Raw genomic sequence first — 17,741 nt, 5'->3', positions numbered from 1 at the left:
GGACCGCGATCAGCCAAAGCGCCCGGTAATGTAGTCCTGCGTCCGCTTTTCGGTCGGGTTGGTGAACATCATTTCCGTGTCGCCCACCTCAACCAGATTTCCGAGGTGGAACATTGCGGTACGTTGCGAGACACGTGCAGCCTGCTGCATCGAGTGCGTCACGATGACGATCGTGTAGTTCTGCCGCAGCTCATCGATCAATTCCTCCACCTTGGCGGTGGCGATAGGATCAAGCGCCGAACACGGCTCATCCATGAGGATCACTTCCGGGCTGACCGCAATCGCACGGGCAATGCAAAGGCGCTGCTGCTGGCCGCCAGAAAGCCCCGTACCGGCTTCGTGCAGGCGATCCTTCACTTCCTCAAACAGGCTGGCGCGGCGAAGGCTCTTTTCGACAATTTCCTCAAGCTGCTGGCGGTTCTTGGCCAATCCGTGGATCCGCGGGCCGTAAGCAACATTCTCGAAAATCGACTTCGGAAACGGGTTCGGCTTCTGGAAGACCATCCCCACCCGGGCACGCAGTTCGACGACATCGATCTTCGGATTATAGATATCCTCATCGTCGAGCGTGATCTTGCCGCCGATTTTGCAGCCCTCAATGGTGTCATTCATGCGGTTGAGACTTCGCAGAAATGTTGACTTGCCGCAGCCCGACGGTCCGATGAGCGCGGTGACCATCTTCTCCGGCACATCAAGGCTGACACCGAACAGGGCCTGTTTCTCACCATAGTGAACGGTGACATCCTTGCCTTGCATTTTGATAGCATTGGGCTGGGCGTTCATTTTGTCGTTTACCGCTTTTTCGAGATTTCGTTCTGTCATCAGGTTCATAGCCAGAGCCTTTCCCTTTACCAGCGACGCTCAAAGCGGCGACGCAGAATGATAGCTGTGATGTTCATAACCGCGAGGAAAAGCAACAACACGATGATAGCTCCCGAGGTCCGCTCGACAAAGGCCCGTTCCGCCTCATTTGCCCACATATAGATCTGGACTGGAAGCGCCGTGGAAGGGTCGAGCGGCGTAACCGGACTGTTGGCAACAAAGGCCACCATGCCGATCAGGAGCAATGGCGCAGTTTCGCCAAGCGCGTGAGCCAGGCCAATGATCGTGCCCGTCAGGATGCCGGGCGCAGCCAGCGGCAATACGTGATGGAACACCATCTGTGTCTTTGACGCTCCGATTCCCAGCGCCGCCGCGCGGATGGACGGTGGAACGGCGCGTAGGGCAGCGCGTGTGGCAATAATGATCGTGGGCAGTGTCATCAGCGTAAGGACAAGTCCGCCGACCAGCGAAGCCGAACGCGGCATGTGGAAGAAGTTGATGAACACTGCGAGCCCCAACAGACCGAAAACGATGGAAGGAACAGCTGCAAGATTGTTGATATTGACCTCGATGATGTCGGTGAGCCGGTTCTTCTTGGCGTACTCCTCAAGGTAGATCGACGCAGCGACACCGATGGGCAGCGAGAGAAACAGCACGATCAACATCATGTAGAGCGAGCCGATCAGTGCGACACCAAGCCCGGACGTCTCCGGACGACTGGAGGCACCGTATGTGAACAGACCCGTATTGAAGCGTTGCGCCATGACGCCCTCGCTCTTGAGCTTGTTCATCCACTCGACCTGTTTGTCTGAAACCTTGCGGCGGCTCTGGTCGACACTCAGATCGATCTGACCCTTGAAGGCAGAGTCAATGTCGGCGCCCGTCAACACCCAGACATTCTGCGTTGTGCCGATCAGCGAAGGATTGCTGACCACCAGTTCCCGCAATTGCCCGCGCACGCCTTCGGAAAACAGCTTCCCAAGCTCACGCATACCCGCCTTGTCGCTCGAGCTCACGCCAAGCTTTTCGGCGAGGGCATTGCGCGCAAGAACAGGATAGTTCGCGGTCAGGAGAACCTTGGGGTCAGTCGCCCGCTTGTTGTCGGGATCAATGATCTTCGGGTCGAGGTTGATCGCAAGATTGACCTCGGTCTGCCAGAAAGCGGTGTAGCCGTTGGACAGCACCGAATAAAGCAACGCGACCAGGAAGAACATGCCGATGGCAATTGCGGCGATGCCGTAGAGCTTGAAGCGGCGCTCTGCTGCATAACGGCGCTTGAGACCAATATCGCGACGGGCCGGCTTGGCTGAGATGCCGGCAGGATTGAGGGATATGTCGGTCATTCGTACTGCTCCCGGTACTTGCGCACGATGTAGAGCGCGAAAATGTTCATGGCAAGCGTGATGAAGAAGAGGGTGAGGCCAAGGGCGAATGCGACCAGCGTCTGCGGCGAGTTGAACTCAAGGTCGCCCGTCAGCTGGTTGACAATCTTGACGGTGATCGTCGTCATGGCGTCGAATGGATTGATATTGATGTTGGCGGCAACACCGGCAGCCAGCACAACGATCATCGTCTCGCCGATAGCGCGCGATGCGGTCAGTAGCAAAGCCCCGACGATGCCTGGCAGCGCAGCGGGCAGGACCACGCGGCGGATCGTCTCCGAACGCGTCGACCCAAGACCGAGCGAACCGTCACGCAGCGAGCGTGGCACCGCCGTGATAATGTCGTCCGAAAGCGACGAAACAAAGGGGATCAGCATGACGCCCATGACGATACCCGCCGTCAGGACGCTCTGCGCCTGGATGAATGCATAGCCGCCGGACAGCGCCGCACTCAAGTCGCGCAGGAACGGGCCAACGGTTACGAGTGCGAAGAAACCATAGACGATCGTCGGAATGCCTGCGAGCACTTCAAGCAGGGGCTTGACCACAGATCGAACCTTCGGGCTGGCATACTCGGCCATGTAAATTGCCGAGAACAACCCGACCGGCACGGCGAACAGCATGGCCACAAAGGCGATGTAGATCGTACCGGCCAGCAGGGGAATCAGACCGAACTGGCCCTGCGATCCCTCAGCGCCCGCAGCGGCAAAGCGAGGATCCCAGACCGTGCCGAAGAAGAAGGTCGATGGCGAGACGGACTGGAAGAAGGTCAACGTCTGGAAGAGCATCGAAAGGATGATGCCGACAGTTGTAAGAATGGCGATGGTCGATGCTGCAACCAGCGCCGCAAGTATGACACGCTCGACATTGTTGCGGGCACGGGCCCTCACATGAACACCGGAAAGTCCGAAGATCGCGCCGGCAACAGCGAGAATAATCGCGACAATGCCGCCGATATTATTCGCCCATATCGAGTTCTTGTTCCATTCCAAGGCGATGGGGATCATGTAATCCTGACCATCTTGCGCAAGCGCAACGCCCTTTGCCGAAAGGAGTGGACGCAGCTCAACGAAGGTTTGCGGCAGATTCGCCTTCTCTTCGTTGCTGAGCTTGTTAAGACCGCGCGCAATCCCGCTAACCATACCAAGTTCAAGACTCTGGCTGGCAATCACGGTATCGGCCGTACGGGCCGGCAGTTCGGAGATCGCAGTCCGCTCCAGGTAGACGCTGGTGGCGGCGGCCCAGACAGCGAGAAAAAGCACCGCAGGCAGGGCAGACGCCAGGAAAACCCACCAGCCATGGTAATGCGGGAGGGAATGTGGTTTGAGGCCGCCGGTGTCTTTGGTGAGCGCGCGTTGACGCCCCAGGAAATACCCAACGACACCAATCGCAACGACAATCAAAAATACCAATGAAGTGGACATCAAAGCTTCCCCGATCTGTCCCGCAAATTCATACGTTCTCGGTTCGTATGCGGGTGACAATGGCCACCCGCATACTGTGTTTCAGCTTTACTTCAGCTGCATGGTCGTTCCGGCAGCAAATGCATCGCGCTGGGCCTTGCGTTCTGCTTCCGGCGCAGCGACCAGGCCGTACTCGACGAGCGGGCTGTCGTCGCCGATCATCTGGTCGTCGAGGAAGAATTCAACATACTCCTTCAGACCGGGAATGACACCGAGATGCGCCTTCTTGACATAGAAGAAGAGCGGACGCGAAACCGGGTACTTGCCCGAGGAAATCGTTTCCGTGCTCGGTACGACGTCAGATACGGTAGCGACTTTCAGCTTGTCGGCATTGTTCTCGTAGAATGCGAGGCCGAATACGCCTACACCGGTCTTGTTCGCATCGATGCGAGCCAATGTTTCTGCGTAGTCGCCATCGATGTCGATCGCCTTGCCGTCCTTGCGGACCTTGACGCAAGCGGCAGCAGCAGCCTTCTCGTCCAGACCCAGCGTCTTGATGGTATCCGTGGCTCCACTCTCCTTGCAGCCGGCGGTCAGCAGCTTCTCTTCGAAGACTTCGCGTGTGCCGTGCTTTTCACCAGGAATGTAGGCCGCAATATCCCAGTCAGGAAATGCCGGGTTGACCTGGTTCCACTTTGTGTTCGGGTTGTTGACAAGCTTGCCATCAACGATGACCTGGGCAGCGAGCGCCAGGTAGATGTCCTTCGGTGTCAGCTTCCAGTCCGGACCCTTGATGTCGGTCGCAAAGACGATGCCATCATAACCGATGCGGACTTCCTGGACATCCTTGACGCCGGCGTCAACGCAGGACTTCAGCTCGGTGTCCTTGATCGGACGGGAAGAGTTCGCGATGTCGATGGTGTCTTCGCCAACGCCCTTGCAGAATTCCTTGATACCTGCGCCTGAACCACCGGATTCAACGACAGGCGTCTTGAAATCCGGGAATGTTTCGCCGAAGGATTCGGCAACGATCTTGGCATATGGCAGCACCGTCGAGGAGCCTGAAACCTGAATCTGGTCGCGGGCAGATGCGCCAACTGTTGATGCGGCCACTGCGATTGCGAGCAACGCGGCCGTGGAAAATAGCTTGTTCATAGGAGCAGCTCCTGTTGGTTTAATTCTTGTGACGCGTCCGACGTCGGCCTGCGGTCTATAGAAGCTTTATTACAGTGATATGACAGCAATGTAACAGTTGTGTAGCGCTGGTTTCGGTCGGCCGGACATGACGTCCGAATCGAAAACCCCACTGAAACCATTAAGTTATCCGTCTATTGATTTCGCTTGCTGTGCGCCAAACCCAGTTGCCCAACGATTCCAGTTACTTCTGGCATCCAGAATTGCGACGGATGCGGAGAAACGCCATCCTGCAACTTGATGCTCGCTCCTGCGCGTCGACCGGCGTGCCAGCAATCAACGCGCAACCGAGCGTGTAGCGACATCATTTTCTTCAAGTTACGGTTGCGTATTGACTTGGTATGGGCGCTCTTTTATTGATCAAGTCATCTGATGACTTTAGGATTTGGCAATGCAGCCAGTAGCCCGCACAAATCTTGCTGATACGGCCGTTTACAACATCCGAGCCGAAATTACGGCCAATCGCTGGCAGGTCGGTGACCGTATACCTAACGAAGCGACCCTTGCGGATATGCTGGCGGTAAGCCGGGGTACGGTGAGGGAAGCCGTTCGGGTTCTTGTTGCCCAAGGTTTTCTCGAGACGCGGCAGGGGTCTGGTACCTATGTCCGGTCGGTGGTCGATGTCGACGAATATTTCCTGAGAATCCGTCGAACCGGTCTGCGTGACCAGGTCGAGACGCGATGTGCGCTCGAGGTCGAAGCCGCACGTCTCGCCGCTATTCGTCAGACGCCCGCAACCATTGCGCGACTACGCCATCTGCTGATCAGCCGCGGGGAATACGAGGCCGAGCGGCACGATCTTTATGTCGAACGCGATCTGGCCTTCCACAAGGCAGTCGTTGCTGCATCTGGCAATAATGCTCTTGTGGAAGTTTACGAGTTTTTCTCCACCTCGATCCAGGAGGTGATCAAGGCGACCGTCACCGGCGAACTTCCTGAGCCCGATATGGCGTCACATATGTCCATTGTCGACGCCATCGCTTCGGGCGATCCAGAACGGGCTGCGTCGACGACCCGCGCCTTCATGACCCCTATTTTTATCGAGCTTGATCGGCTTCTTTCATGAACGGTCACCTTTCCCCCAAGCCGCTGCCCAGCATTGTCGATGACCAGCTGATAGACGCTGAAGTTGACAGCGTACCCCAGCCGGCCGCTCCGATTTTCGCAAGTCGCACTGCACAGATTTTCACTGGTTTCAGTCTCGTACTCATAGCCCTTAACCTTCGTCCCATCTTTTCGAGCACATCCGTGCTGTTGCCGGAGATTATCGAGCAGACGGGCCTGTCGTCTTTCGGCGCTGGAGTACTTACTACCCTGCCCGTTGTCTGCCTTGGGGTGTTCGCCCCGCTGGCACCTAGGCTGGCACAACGCATTGGCGCCGAGCGCACTCTGCTTGGCGTCCTGCTGCTTCTGGCCATTGGTACCGCATTGCGCGGACTCGGCTCCCTGCCTTTGCTTTTTGTTGGAACTGCCCTCGCCGGCGCGTGCATCGCGACCGGCAATGTCCTCCTCCCCGGTCTCGTGAAGCGCGATTTTGCCAGCAGAACCGGTATGATGACAGGCTTGTATACCATGGCGATGTGCGCAGGGGCGGCCAGCGCAGCCGGATTGACCGTACCCTTGGAGCGCATGCTGGGCGGCTCATGGTCCCTGGCGCTTGGAGCCTGGGCGGTGCCGGCATTCTTAGTCGCGCTTATCTGGTTCCCGCACGCGGCCTTCAGGAAGGTCCGGACCAAACATGCGGGGTTCAAAGTGGAAGGCCTTTGGCGCGATCGGCTCGCATGGCAGATCACCCTGTTCATGGGTCTTCAATCCGCATTGGCATACTGCGTGTTCGGCTGGCTTGCTCCAATCCTGCGCGAACGTGGCCTTGACGCGGTCACAGCGGGCGTTGTCGTTTCAGTTTCCATTATGACGCAGGTCTTCACCTGCCTGCTCGTGCCCTCGATCGCAGTGCGCTGCAAGGACCAGCGCATCATCAACATCACGCTCATAACACTGGCCGTCACGGGGTTACTGGGCTTCCTGTTTGCGCCCCTTGCGACGGTTTGGCTCTGGGCCATTGTGCAGGGCATGGGACAAGGGGGGCTCATCGCGATCGCCATGACCATTATCGTACTGCGATCTGGCGATGCTCATGTGGCGGCGCATCTTTCAGGCATGGCGCAGTGCATAGGCTACATTCTGGCAGCGGCTGGCCCACTCCTTGTTGGCCTCATCCACAGCGCGACGGGAACCTTCGCCGCAACTGCAATCCTCTTCGTGGCGCTCGGCCTCGGAGTCGCTATTTTTGGCTGGGGCGCGGGGCGGGCAGCACACGTAAAAGCACGGACTATCCAAATCTAGTTGATTTCGGCATAATAAACGCCATCATCGGAACCAACTGCAGTCTCCGGCATTCCTCACGGTAGCCAAAGGGAGTTGAGTATTGGCGCCACGTGCGAACTGGAAGGGCTTTCTGAAGGTTGCGGAGCTTACCTGCCCCGTCGCCCTTTATACCGCCGCTTCAACGTCTGAACGTATTGCATTTCACACCCTCAATCGCGCGACTGGCCACCGTGTCCAGCGTCAATTCATAGACAGCGATACGGGCAAGCCGGTGGAACGCGAAGACCAGGTCAAGGGCTATGAGGTCGGCAGCGGTGAGTACATCGTGCTGGAACCTGAAGAGGTTGCGGCGGCGGTCCCTGAAAGCGATAAGACCCTGGCTGTCGAGGCCTTCATCTCCTACGACGAACTCGACCACACCTATTTCGACAAGCCCTATTACCTAACGCCAAGTGACAAGCTTGGTCAGGAGGCATTTGCCCTGATCAGAGACGGCCTGAAGGCCAAGAAGGTCGCTGCCCTCGCACAGACCGTGCTCTTCCGGCGTGTCCGCACACTCCTCATCCGGGCCGAGGATTCCGGGCTGATTGCGACCACTTTGAACTTCGACTACGAGGTCCGCTCGGCCAAGGACGCCTTCAGCGATGTTCCGGATATGAAAATCAAGGGCGAGATGCTCGACCTTGCCAAACATATCATCGAAACCAAACACGGTACCTTCAAGCCATCCGAATACAAGGATCGCTACGAGGCCGCGCTCGCCGAAATGGTCAAGGCGAAACTTGAGGGCAAGCCGATTCCCGCAAGAAAGCCCGTCAAATCTGAAAAGGTTGTCGATCTCATGCAGGCTTTGCGTGAAAGCGCGGGCGTCGCAAAGAAGCCAGCCGCGACGAAGAAAGCCAAGGCGGAGCCGGCACGGCGGAAAGCAAGCTAGCGCCTCGGGGGAAGATCGATGCACCGCTATTGTCGCCCGAGTATCTGATCCATGGTCGCGCTCGAAACCTACCGCAAGAAACGTGATTTCAAGACCACGTCCGAACCCAAAGGCCGCAAGGGACGGAAATCGGGCAACAGCTTCGTTATTCAGAAGCACGATGCGCGACGGCTCCACTACGACTTCCGTCTGGAAATGGATGGCGTACTGAAAAGCTGGGCCGTTACCCGCGGTCCGAGCCTGGTTCCCGGCGAGAAGCGGCTGGCGGTCCATGTCGAGGATCATCCGCTCGAATATGGCGACTTCGAAGGAACCATTCCCAAGGGCGAATATGGTGGCGGTACAGTCATTGTCTGGGATCGAGGCACGTGGACGCCGGTGTTCGACCCTGATCGGGGCTATGCCAAGGGCCACCTGGAGTTCGAACTGCACGGCAAGAAGCTTTCCGGCCGCTGGCACCTGGTTCGCATGCATGGCAAGCCGCGTGAGAAACGCGAAAACTGGCTGCTTATCAAGGGGGAAGACGAAGCTGCCCGATCAGAAAGTGACCCGGATATCCTCGAAGAGATGCCCAAGTCGGTGAAGACAGGACGTCAGATTGCCGATGTGGCCGGCGAGGCGCCGGGCTGGTCGTCGAAGACTGGCAAGATCGAAAAGGGAGCGGCGAAGCCGAAACCCACAAGAAAGACGGTGGTCGCCGAAACCAGCGGCCCTGATCCGTCAACCCTCCCGGGCGCAAAGAAAGCGCGCCTGCCGGAGTTCATCGAACCAGCCTTGGCGACGCTTGCCCCGAAACCGCCAAAAGGCGAACGCTGGATTCATGAGATCAAATTTGACGGCTATCGCCTCCAAGCCCGGATCGAGGCAGGTCGCGTCAAACTGCTGACTCGCACGGGTCTGGACTGGACCAAGAAATTCGGCAAGCAGATCATGGCGGCGTTTCAGGACCTGCCCGTCGGCACGGCAGTGATCGACGGCGAACTGGTCGTGGAGAATGCCGCCGGCGCATCGGATTTTTCCGCGCTGCAGGCAGACCTCAGCACGGACCGGACGGACCGTTTTGTCTTCTATGTATTCGACTTGCTCCACCTCGATGGATATGACCTGCAGGCCCTGCCCCTCACCGAGCGGAAAGCCGTGTTGCAAAATCTCGTTACCAATGCGTCAACACAGATACGGTTCAGCGAGCATTTCGAGGGGGACGGCGCACTGATCCATGACCATGCCTGCCGTCTCGGACTGGAAGGCATCGTATCCAAATTGCACAACGCGCCATATCGCTCCGGCCGCGGCAAGAGCTGGGTGAAATCCAAGTGCTCTCAGCACCAGGAATTCGTCATCGCCGGTTACGTCCCGTCCACGACATCCCGTAAAGCCATAGGATCGCTTGTCATGGGCGTCTACAAAGGCAAGAAGCTCCAGCATGTCGGCCGCGTCGGCACGGGCTACAGCGCCTCGGTGGCCGAAGACCTCTACCGTAAACTCGAACGTATCCGTATTCCCGAAAGCCCCTTTGCCGAACGGTTGAGCGCTGATGCGGCAAGGCAGGTGCGGTACGTCAAGCCGCAGCTTGTAGCTCAGGTGGAATTCCGTGCCTGGACGGCCGACGAGATGCTGCGGCATGCGGCGTTCCGCGGACTGCGCGAGGACAAGCCGGCACACGAAGTTGAACGGGAGACAACGAATTCTGCCGCCGAGACGAAATCCCGATCCCGAACAAGACCAGAGGGGCGTACCGTGAAACTCACCCATCCGGACCGCATCTATTGGCCCGAACAGGGCGTCACCAAGGAAGGTCTCGCCAATTATTATACCGATGTCTGGCCATACATATCCCCCTTTGTGGTAGGTCGTCCGCTCGCGCTTCTCAGAAGCCCGGAAGGCATTACGGGTCAGTCCTTCTTTCAGAAGCATGCCTGGAAGGGTCTCAATCCGAACATTGCTCTTGTGACGGACCCGAAGGACAAGGATGACGAGCCACTGATCAGTATCAACGACCTCGATGGGCTGATTGGATTGGTCCAATCCGCCGTCCTCGAAATCCATCCTTGGGGATCGACGGTCAAGGACTGGGAACATCCGGACATCATCATCATGGATCTCGATCCCGGCGATGGCGTGCCATGGGAAAGCGTGATCGAGGCTGCGCATGAGACGCGCCGGCGGCTTGAAGAAGCCGGCCTCAATGCGTTCGTCAAGACTTCAGGCGGCAAGGGTCTGCATGTGGTCGCTCCGGTCAAGCCCAAGGCAGCATGGCCGGAGGTAAAGGCTTTCACCAAGGGCATTGCCGATGCAATGGCCGCGGACAGTCCGGACCGCTATGTCTCGACCATCACCAAGTCAAAACGCACGGGAAAAATCCTGATCGACTATCTGCGTAATCAGCGGGGCACAACTGCCGTGGCGCCCTATTCCACCCGTGCGCGACCAGGCGCAGCCGTCTCGATGCCGCTTGAATGGAGCGAGCTTACTTCCGGCATCGGGCCCGCCTACTTTACGGTGCTGAACACGCCGATCCGGGTTGCAGCGTACAAGTCCGATCCCTGGGCCGACTTCCGTGCGGCAGCTGTCCCGATCGAAAAGCCAAAGCCACGGAGCAAGAAGGCCTAGGTCAGGACACTCAGCGCTTTTTCGTCGGCTTGCTTTCGCTCGCGATGCTCTTGCGCAAGGCGTCCATGATATTGATGACATTGCTGGTAGGCTCTGGCTCGGCCTTCTTCGCAGCTGGGCGCTTCTTGCCCTTCTTCTTTGCGGCAATGATTTCAAGCAACCGGTCCTGAACCGGGTCATCGACCATCTTCGGGTCCCATGGCTTGGTCCGCTCGTCGATGAGGGTCTTCACCAGCGTCATCAGCTGCGCGTCAGTCGTATCGCTCTTTATATCGCCGAAATAGGCATCGCGGTCGCGCACTTCATCGCCATAGCGCAACGTCCACAGGACGATACCCAAGCCCCGCGGTTCGAGCATCACGGCCCGTTCGCGCCGGTACATGACCAGCCGTGAAATGCCAACCCTCCCGGTCGCCTCCATCGCATCGCGAATAACCGAAAAGGCCTCCTCGCCCACTGGATCGTCGGGGGTCAGGTAATGCGGCTTGTCATACCATATCCAGTCGATGCTCTCCCGCGGCACGAACATTTCAATGTCAATGGTGCGTGTGCTTTCGAGTGCCACCGCGTTGATCTCATCATCCTCAAGCATGACGTACTCATCTTCGCCCCGCTGGTAGCCCTTCACCTCGTCGTCTTCGTCGACAGGCTTGCCGCTTACGGAATCGACATACTGGCTCACGACACGATTGCCGGTTTTCCGGTTCAGCGTGTGGAAGCGTACCTTTTCTTCCTCGGTGGTCGCAGGGACCATTGCGACCGGACAGGTGACGAGTGAAAGCTTGAGATACCCCTTCCAGAATGAGCGCGGAGCCATGGCAGTCCTTCCCTAACGATTGGCATGAACGGATCGGTTGTTGTTTGGTTCCAGATCTCGAGAGGCGTTTTAATGATTGAACAGCAGCATCGGGAATCAGATCCCGCACCGGATTCTGCGGAGCAGAATGCACCTTTTTGGTTGTGCTGGGAACCGCTCCACACGCGTGCACGTTGTTGACCGCAGCAACAGGGTGAAGCAATGCCGCAGGATTATGCAGATTATGCAAAGGAACTTGGACTTGAGCTGGTCGATCCGGAAACGTTCACGCTGAAACGGGTCCCCCACAGGGATGGCTTCCAGTACGTCCATACGAATGGCCGACCAGCGTCCCGTCCAAACACCGAGCGGCTTTTGGCATTGGTCATCCCTCCCGCCTGGACCAGTGTGCTCTGCTGCGACAGCGATAACGGACATATCCAAGTTGTTGGCCTGGATGATCTTGGACGCCGTCAGTATATATACCACCCTAAATGGGAACTGGTTCGCAACAGCATCAAGGCTCATCGCCTCCTCGCATTCGGGAGGGCGCTTCCGCTCATTCGCAAACGCATTCTCCGTGACATGCGGCACGCTCCAACCTCCAGCCGGCCGCTCGCGGCCCTTGCCGTAAAGTTGATCGATAAGGAAGCCTTTCGCGCAGGTCACGAAAAATACGCGAAGGACGGCGGCCGCGGGATCGCCTCGCTCAGGTCAACTGACCTCAAGATCGACGGTAACGTCGCCAACTTTGTTTTCGCCGGCAAATCCAAGAAAAAGCACGAAATTGCCATCAAGGATCAGTCCGCCGTAAAGCGGCTGAAAATGTTGAAGCGGCGCGGAAGATTGTTCCAATACAAGATTGACCGAGGATGGCGCAGCCTGCACGCCGGCGAACTGAACAGCTACCTGCGCGAAATCTCAGGCTCGAAAGTCAGCGCCAAGGATTTTCGCACTTTCCATGGTTCGGCCCGTGCGCTCGAGTTCCTTGCGCGCGTCGACGCAACGACCGACACGGCCAGGAAGCGTGCAATTGCCGCCGCAATGCGGAATGTCAGCGAGTATCTGCGCAATACACCCGCCGTAACACGGTCGAGCTATGTCCACCCGTTGATTACCGACTGCTTCAGTGCCGGTCAACTCGATACATCACTCCTGCGTGGCCCATGTCGCAAGGGCCTCAGCAGCGCGGAAACCGGTCTGATGCGCCTGTTGGAAAGGGCAAATGCATGAATGTCGTGGCATTGGCGGATATGTTGCCTGGCGGGCGGAGCCGGACTTGTCCTGTTTGTCGATGATGGCGGAGTTTTCGCATTGCGGTAAGTGGCACGGAATGCTGCACAATTAGAACTGAATTGCGGCGGCCCGGGAAATGCGCTTAGCTTATCCTTTGTTGCCAGTCTGCGGGAACGGCGACCCGCGAAATAGATGTGTTCTCGCCCGAACAGATGGGAGCGTATCATGGCATTCTCGGCTCGAGACCGACGTATTTTTGCGACGACTGACTGGGAGATCATGCAGCGGGCTCACAACCAGGCATCTCGCTTGCTGGACCGCTGCCCCAAGACACACGAGCGCTGCAACGACCTTGCCCGCATAATCATGGCCATATTCGAAAGCGGCATTCGAGATGAAGACGAACTCGCCGCAATGGCGGCAAATCGCGAGCTTAACTTCCTGGCCGGCCGCGGGCACTTCCAGAAGCCATTTCCCGTACGGAACCTTCCGAAGGCGGCAAATGAGACGCGCACGGAGCACTAGGAAGTAACTAACGGTCAGCTGGCTATCCTGCCAGCCTGTCCCTTTGCGCCGCGACCAGATAAGCGCACAGGTCCAGCGACGAGACCGGGTGTGCGATCGCATAACCCTGTAATGTATCGCATCCCAGCCGGCGAAGAAGCCTCGCGTGCGCGACGGTCTCCACGCCCTCAGCGATGACGTCAATCCCGAGTGTCTTGGCGATATCGACGATCGAACGGACGAGGCTTCTCTGCTCGCGCGATTTTATGATCGGCACCACCAGCCGCTGGTCAATCTTGAGCCGTTTCGGCTTGAGTTTCAGCAACCCGATGATCGAGGCATGTCCGGAACCGAAGTCATCGACTTCGATATCGATTTCCATCTGCCTCAGCGCCGTAATATTGAAAAGAACATCGTCTTCAAGCTCGTCGAGGAAAACCGTTTCCAAAAGCTCGAACGAAAGTGTGTGCGGTTCGATCTTCAATTGCTTGAGCTGATCGATGAGGGTGGGGTCGGAAAGCCGCGCCGCCGATGTATTGACGGCAACCCGCGGCGCCGCAATCCCCCGCGCTTCCCAGCTTTGCCGGTCATGTATGATTGCCTTGAGTATTGCTGCGTCGAAATCGGCGCTCAACCCCAGAGTCGTTACCACTTTCATGAACGTTTCCGGGGTCAGTAGTCCCCGTTGCGGATGTTTCCATCGGGCGAGTGCCTCGATACCCACCACGCTTCGTGTTTGCGCATCCACCTGCGCCTGGTAGAACGGAACGAACTCGCCTCTTTCGAGCCCGAATTTGACGTGCTCGGCAATGCGCCTGTCGCGCGATAATCCCGTTTTCAGATGCGGCGCAAAAAACTCAACCCTGTTACGCCCCATCTTCTTCGAGCGATAGAGAGCAATGTCGGACTCGGCCAGCAAGCCTTGTGCATTTCCATCAGTCATCCAGGCCACACCGATCGAAGCGCCCGTCTGCAAAAGCGTACCGCCGTAGGAGACGCCCTGCTTGAGCAGCCGCACAATGTGCTGCGCCACGATCTCCAGCTCACCGAGCGTCGAGAAGTTCGGGATCAAAACGACGAATTCATCGCCGCCCATGCGCGCCACGAAACCGTTTTCCGGGACAACCGATGCAATCATGAGCCCTGCAGATTTCAACACAGCGTCGCCCGCCGCATGGCCGGCAGTGTCGTTGATCTGCTTGAAGTAGTCCAGGTCGACATGCAGGATCGCCAGCCGTTCGAGATTGCAGTCTGCAGACAGTTCAGAGAGCCGTTTGTCAAAAAACCGTCTGTTTGGCAGACCAGTCAGATAGTCGTGTTCGGCGGCATACTCGATTTGCGCAGTGCTTGCCTCGAGCGCCAGCGCCCTGGCCTCGGCGATGGCCTTTTGGGCCGATAGCTCGCGGGTCAAAATCACGTCCGCCGTCACATCCCACTCGGCGCCGATGAATGTTGCGGTTTCTCCATCTTCGTAATAGTGGGCTCTCGATCGTATGTGCCGGACGTTCCCGTCCGACAGGACGATTCTGAATTCGGATGAATAGTCGCCCTTGCGACGGACGGCCTCTTCGAAATCTTCCTGGGCCCGCGCACGATCATCTGGATGAATGGCGTCTATCCACAGCTCGGCCGTCACGCTTCGTTGTGTTTTGCCGGTGGCATAAAGCCTGTGCATCTGCAGATCCCACAGGACCTCGTTGTCGGCGTTGTGCTCCCAAACCCCGATCTGTGAGGCGTCAAGCGCAAGCTCCAGCCGCCGTAGGATATTCTGAAATTCCTGCTCTGATCTGGCCGGGTTCATTTGTTTTTGATTGTAACTCCCCCCTCAAACTCTATCCTGCATACTCTCCCACGAAAACATTGTCACAATGTTTAACACGCCCTTTTGCCTCCGTGGCGTGGTGGCAATTCGGTTCCGGTTGAAATGAACAGGTTTGCAGAAAATCAGAGAAATCTTAACAGTCCCAGTGGCAATAATGCTGCAACGCTTGCGTGCAGACCGGCATCACGATTTGCAGGGCAAGCCTCGGGGGATTTTTCTGAATGTCGCGCTATATCGACCGGCGATGGTTCTTGGCAATAATGACTGTTGTGCTGATTACCACCGGTGCCGCATGCGGTATGTGGATCAGCAGGCTCGTCGTCATCTCAGGCGACAGGGGTCCGATGCAGATATTCTCGGATGAGCTGCTGGACCGTGCGGTGGAAGTGTTCGCCGAAGCAGACCGGATGCTGGCTGTCGCCAACTCTTCTCCATATCCGTTCTGCTCCGACAAGGAGATCATGTTCCTGCGCGATACATTGTTCAGTACGAAGTATCTCAAGGACATGGGGCGTGTGAAGGACGGCTCCTTTCACTGCTCTGCTGTCTTCGGCAACAGCAAGGAGCCGATGCCATTGATCAGGCACGATCTGGCAACGCCGGACGGAAAACTCATCTATGCCACTGCCCGGTTGGCAATTTCGAAGTCCACGGCCCCGATCATCGGGATCGGCAATGCCAATGTGGTGCTGGATCCGGCCGCATTTGAAACACTGAAGCACCCGGCCTACACCTTCGGCGTGATGTACAATCCACCGGACGCATCGTCCACCATCGGCATGTTCGGTACACTGGGTATCGGCAAGATCGACATGAAGCTGCCCCTTGGCGCCGGTCGGACTGGCGATACGGTCTACCGAAATGTTTGCCGTCAGTTGGCGTGTGTGACGGTGCACGCCGATATCGGCAGCCTGCAAGCATCGGCGCAGCCATTGGCTTCCCTTATCGCTACCTTCGGCGCCGCCCTTGGAGGTGCTGCCGCCGTCATCATGATCCTTCTTCAACGCAACAATCTCAGCCTGAAGGCGAGACTGCAGCACGCCGTGAGCCAGAACCGCCTGACGGTTGAATACCAGCCGATCGTGGACGTGGCTTCAGGCCGGACAGTGGCGGCGGAAGCTCTGGTGCGCTGGCGAGAGAACGGCGAGACCATTCCTCCGGATGTCTTTATACCCGTCGCGGAAAAGGCCGGCTTCATCAACCGCCTGACGATGTGCGTCATAGACCAGGTTCTGTCGGATATGTCCGCGGCGCTCCACGCCAATCCCGGCTTTCATATCAGCATTAATATTTCCGCAGCGGATCTGTCAGATCGGCATTTCGGTGCATTGCTTGCCATGCGACTGCGCAGGGCAAGCGTTGCCAGCAACCAGATAGCGCTGGAGATCACCGAACGCACCACGGCAAATGCATCTGACGCCAAGGAGGCCATCCAGCGTCTGCGTTCGCGCGGACACAAGATCTATATCGATGATTTTGGTACCGGCTACTCGAGCTTGGCTTACCTTGGCGAACTGAACGTTGACGGTATCAAGATCGACAAATCGTTTACCCAAACAATCGGAACAGGTTCAGTCTCGGTTTCGATCGTTCCCCAGATCATCGACATGGCTCGTGTCCATGGGCTTGAGATTGTCGTTGAAGGAATAGAAACGCCAGCCCAGCGCGATTATTTTGCAGCACTCAAGCCCCGGGTCGAGGGTCAGGGATGGCTCTTTGGCCGACCTTCGGGTGCATTCGCGATAAGGGAGGCCCTGACGGAAATCTCACCCGGCTTCAGCGTCCTTCCCATCCCAGCCAGTGTTGCCCAATAATATAATTCGACGAAACACATTCATGATACATCAAGTATGTTCACACTTATCCAGCACAACTTACAGTTTATTCATCGCGGCTGTCACATTCTGCCATCGTGAAATCCGGAGAACAGCCGTATGAAAACGACAACTTTTGCTGCGGTAACGATCGCGTTCCTTACTTTTGCATGTGTGGCAACTGCAGATGAACTGAAGCTCAAGGTAGCAACAGAAGGCGCCTATCCGCCCTTCAATTCCATCGATGCTTCAGGAAATCTGGTCGGATTCGATGTCGACATAGCCAAGGCTGTTTGTCACGAAATGAAGGCAACCTGTTCATTCGTTGCCGTGCCCTGGGACGATATTATCGGGCGGCTTGAAAAGAATGAGTACGACCTCGTCGTTGCCAGCATGTCATACACCGATGCCCGTGCCAAACGTATGGAATTTTCGGACTATTACTACCGTTCGCATTCGGCATTCGCCGGCGATCCGAACAGATTCAAGGACATATCGCCTGCTGCACTGAAGGGCTTGCGCATTGCTGCCGGCAGTCAGACAATCCAGTCGGAATACCTGCAAAAAGCCTACACCGAAAGCACGATCGTCTTGACCAAGGATCAGCCCGAGGCGCAGAAATTGTTGCAGGCTGGTAAGGTGGATCTGATCCTGGCCGACTCCATCGATTTGCTGACGTTCCTGCAGGCGCCGGAAAGTTCGAAGTTCGATTATGTGGGCGATCCGGTCACCAACGACTTCCTGAAAAGTTCCGCGCATATCACGGCGCAAAAGGGCAACAAGGCGCTGATTGCCAAGGTCAATAAAGCAATCGGCCAGATCCGGCTCAACGGTACGTATGATCGCATCAACAATACGTATTTCCCGTTCAGCATCTACTAGGTAACAACCCGAGC

Annotated in this window: 14 protein-coding genes; 8 read left to right on the top strand and 6 right to left on the bottom strand. The window is 57.2% G+C overall.

Features of this window, described 5'->3' with window-relative positions; all coding sequences use genetic code 11:
- Positions 1-9 precede the first annotated feature (9 nt).
- The 4 genes from pstB to K9U38_RS07575 all read right to left on the bottom strand — a co-directional run bounded on the left by pstB (position 10) and on the right by K9U38_RS07575 (position 4,762).
- Positions 10-783, bottom strand: a complete 774-nt coding sequence (gene pstB / locus K9U38_RS07590; protein WP_224493829.1) for a phosphate ABC transporter ATP-binding protein PstB — start codon at positions 781-783, stop codon at positions 10-12.
- Between the two features lie 65 nt (positions 784-848).
- The gene (gene pstA, locus K9U38_RS07585) at positions 849-2,165 is read right to left on the bottom strand and encodes a phosphate ABC transporter permease PstA (protein ID WP_224493730.1); all 1,317 of its coding nucleotides are present in this window, start codon (positions 2,163-2,165) and stop codon (positions 849-851) included.
- Positions 2,162-3,628: a phosphate ABC transporter permease subunit PstC gene (gene pstC / locus K9U38_RS07580; protein WP_224493729.1), complete on the bottom strand. Its 1,467-nt coding sequence runs from the start codon at positions 3,626-3,628 to the stop codon at positions 2,162-2,164. The genes pstA and pstC overlap by 4 nt, the downstream gene beginning before the upstream one ends.
- A gap of 87 nt (positions 3,629-3,715) precedes the next feature.
- A complete protein-coding gene (locus K9U38_RS07575; RefSeq protein WP_224493728.1) occupies positions 3,716-4,762 on the bottom strand; it encodes a PstS family phosphate ABC transporter substrate-binding protein in 1,047 nt (348 codons plus the stop codon).
- A 430-nt stretch (positions 4,763-5,192) separates the two neighbouring features.
- Between K9U38_RS07575 and K9U38_RS07570 the strand changes: the two genes are divergently transcribed.
- The 4 genes from K9U38_RS07570 (at position 5,193) to ligD (ending at position 10,673) form a co-directional block, all read left to right on the top strand.
- Entirely contained in the window at positions 5,193-5,867 is a 675-nt protein-coding gene (locus K9U38_RS07570; RefSeq protein WP_224493727.1) for a FadR/GntR family transcriptional regulator, read from the top strand.
- Entirely contained in the window at positions 5,864-7,147 is a 1,284-nt protein-coding gene (locus K9U38_RS07565) for a CynX/NimT family MFS transporter (RefSeq protein ID WP_224493726.1), read from the top strand. Before K9U38_RS07570 ends, K9U38_RS07565 begins: the two co-directional genes overlap by 4 nt.
- 82 nt (positions 7,148-7,229) lie before the next feature.
- On the top strand, positions 7,230-8,063 hold the full coding sequence (gene ku, locus K9U38_RS07560) for a non-homologous end joining protein Ku (protein WP_224493725.1): 834 nt from the start codon (positions 7,230-7,232) through the stop codon (positions 8,061-8,063).
- 51 nt (positions 8,064-8,114) lie between these two features.
- Positions 8,115-10,673 (top strand): DNA ligase D, encoded by a 2,559-nt coding sequence (gene ligD / locus K9U38_RS07555; RefSeq protein WP_224493724.1) that lies wholly within the window; start codon positions 8,115-8,117, stop codon positions 10,671-10,673.
- Between the two features lie 10 nt (positions 10,674-10,683).
- On the opposite strand, the gene ku (K9U38_RS07550) is transcribed toward ligD, so the two are convergent.
- Positions 10,684-11,490 carry a non-homologous end joining protein Ku gene (gene ku, locus K9U38_RS07550; RefSeq protein WP_224493723.1) on the bottom strand — a complete coding sequence of 269 codons (807 nt, stop codon included), beginning with the start codon at positions 11,488-11,490 and terminating at the stop codon, positions 10,684-10,686.
- 201 nt (positions 11,491-11,691) lie between these two features.
- On the opposite strand from ku (K9U38_RS07550), the gene K9U38_RS07545 reads away from it, so the two are divergent.
- On the top strand, positions 11,692-12,702 hold the full coding sequence (locus tag K9U38_RS07545; protein WP_224493722.1) for a DNA topoisomerase IB: 1,011 nt from the start codon (positions 11,692-11,694) through the stop codon (positions 12,700-12,702).
- A gap of 228 nt (positions 12,703-12,930) precedes the next feature.
- On the top strand, positions 12,931-13,230 hold the full coding sequence (locus tag K9U38_RS07540; protein WP_224493721.1) for a hypothetical protein: 300 nt from the start codon (positions 12,931-12,933) through the stop codon (positions 13,228-13,230).
- Positions 13,231-13,252: 22 nt separating this feature from the next.
- Here the strand turns inward: K9U38_RS07540 and K9U38_RS07535 are convergent, their stop codons facing one another.
- Positions 13,253-15,010 (bottom strand): putative bifunctional diguanylate cyclase/phosphodiesterase, encoded by a 1,758-nt coding sequence (locus K9U38_RS07535; protein WP_224493720.1) that lies wholly within the window; start codon positions 15,008-15,010, stop codon positions 13,253-13,255.
- Between the two features lie 242 nt (positions 15,011-15,252).
- Between K9U38_RS07535 and K9U38_RS07530 the strand changes: the two genes are divergently transcribed.
- A complete protein-coding gene (locus K9U38_RS07530) occupies positions 15,253-16,845 on the top strand; it encodes an EAL domain-containing protein (protein WP_224493719.1) in 1,593 nt (530 codons plus the stop codon).
- Positions 16,846-16,965: 120 nt separating this feature from the next.
- Complete coding sequence (locus tag K9U38_RS07525; RefSeq protein ID WP_224493718.1) at positions 16,966-17,727, top strand: transporter substrate-binding domain-containing protein; 762 nt, start codon at positions 16,966-16,968, stop codon at positions 17,725-17,727.
- The last annotated feature ends 14 nt before the right edge of the window (positions 17,728-17,741 follow it).

The organism is Phyllobacterium lublinensis, assembly GCF_020164435.1.
Lineage (GTDB): Bacteria > Pseudomonadota > Alphaproteobacteria > Rhizobiales > Rhizobiaceae > Phyllobacterium > Phyllobacterium lublinensis.
This window is presented reverse-complemented; position numbering and strand designations above follow the sequence as displayed.

Excerpts from the sequence above, each read along its gene's own strand:
- pstB (WP_224493829.1), bottom strand. The coding sequence starts at position 783 with ATGAACGCCCAGCCCAATGCTATCAAAATGCAAGGCAAGGATGTCACC.
- pstA (WP_224493730.1), bottom strand. The coding sequence starts at position 2,165 with ATGACCGACATATCCCTCAATCCTGCCGGCATCTCAGCCAAGCCGGCC.
- pstC (WP_224493729.1), bottom strand. The coding sequence starts at position 3,628 with ATGTCCACTTCATTGGTATTTTTGATTGTCGTTGCGATTGGTGTCGTT.
- K9U38_RS07575 (WP_224493728.1), bottom strand. The coding sequence starts at position 4,762 with ATGAACAAGCTATTTTCCACGGCCGCGTTGCTCGCAATCGCAGTGGCC.
- K9U38_RS07570 (WP_224493727.1), top strand. The coding sequence starts at position 5,193 with ATGCAGCCAGTAGCCCGCACAAATCTTGCTGATACGGCCGTTTACAAC.
- K9U38_RS07565 (WP_224493726.1), top strand. The coding sequence starts at position 5,864 with ATGAACGGTCACCTTTCCCCCAAGCCGCTGCCCAGCATTGTCGATGAC.
- ligD (WP_224493724.1), top strand. The coding sequence starts at position 8,115 with ATGGTCGCGCTCGAAACCTACCGCAAGAAACGTGATTTCAAGACCACG.
- ku (WP_224493723.1), bottom strand. The coding sequence starts at position 11,490 with ATGGCTCCGCGCTCATTCTGGAAGGGGTATCTCAAGCTTTCACTCGTC.
- K9U38_RS07545 (WP_224493722.1), top strand. The coding sequence starts at position 11,692 with ATGCCGCAGGATTATGCAGATTATGCAAAGGAACTTGGACTTGAGCTG.
- K9U38_RS07540 (WP_224493721.1), top strand. The coding sequence starts at position 12,931 with ATGGCATTCTCGGCTCGAGACCGACGTATTTTTGCGACGACTGACTGG.
- K9U38_RS07535 (WP_224493720.1), bottom strand. The coding sequence starts at position 15,010 with ATGAACCCGGCCAGATCAGAGCAGGAATTTCAGAATATCCTACGGCGG.
- K9U38_RS07530 (WP_224493719.1), top strand. The coding sequence starts at position 15,253 with ATGTCGCGCTATATCGACCGGCGATGGTTCTTGGCAATAATGACTGTT.
- K9U38_RS07525 (WP_224493718.1), top strand. The coding sequence starts at position 16,966 with ATGAAAACGACAACTTTTGCTGCGGTAACGATCGCGTTCCTTACTTTT.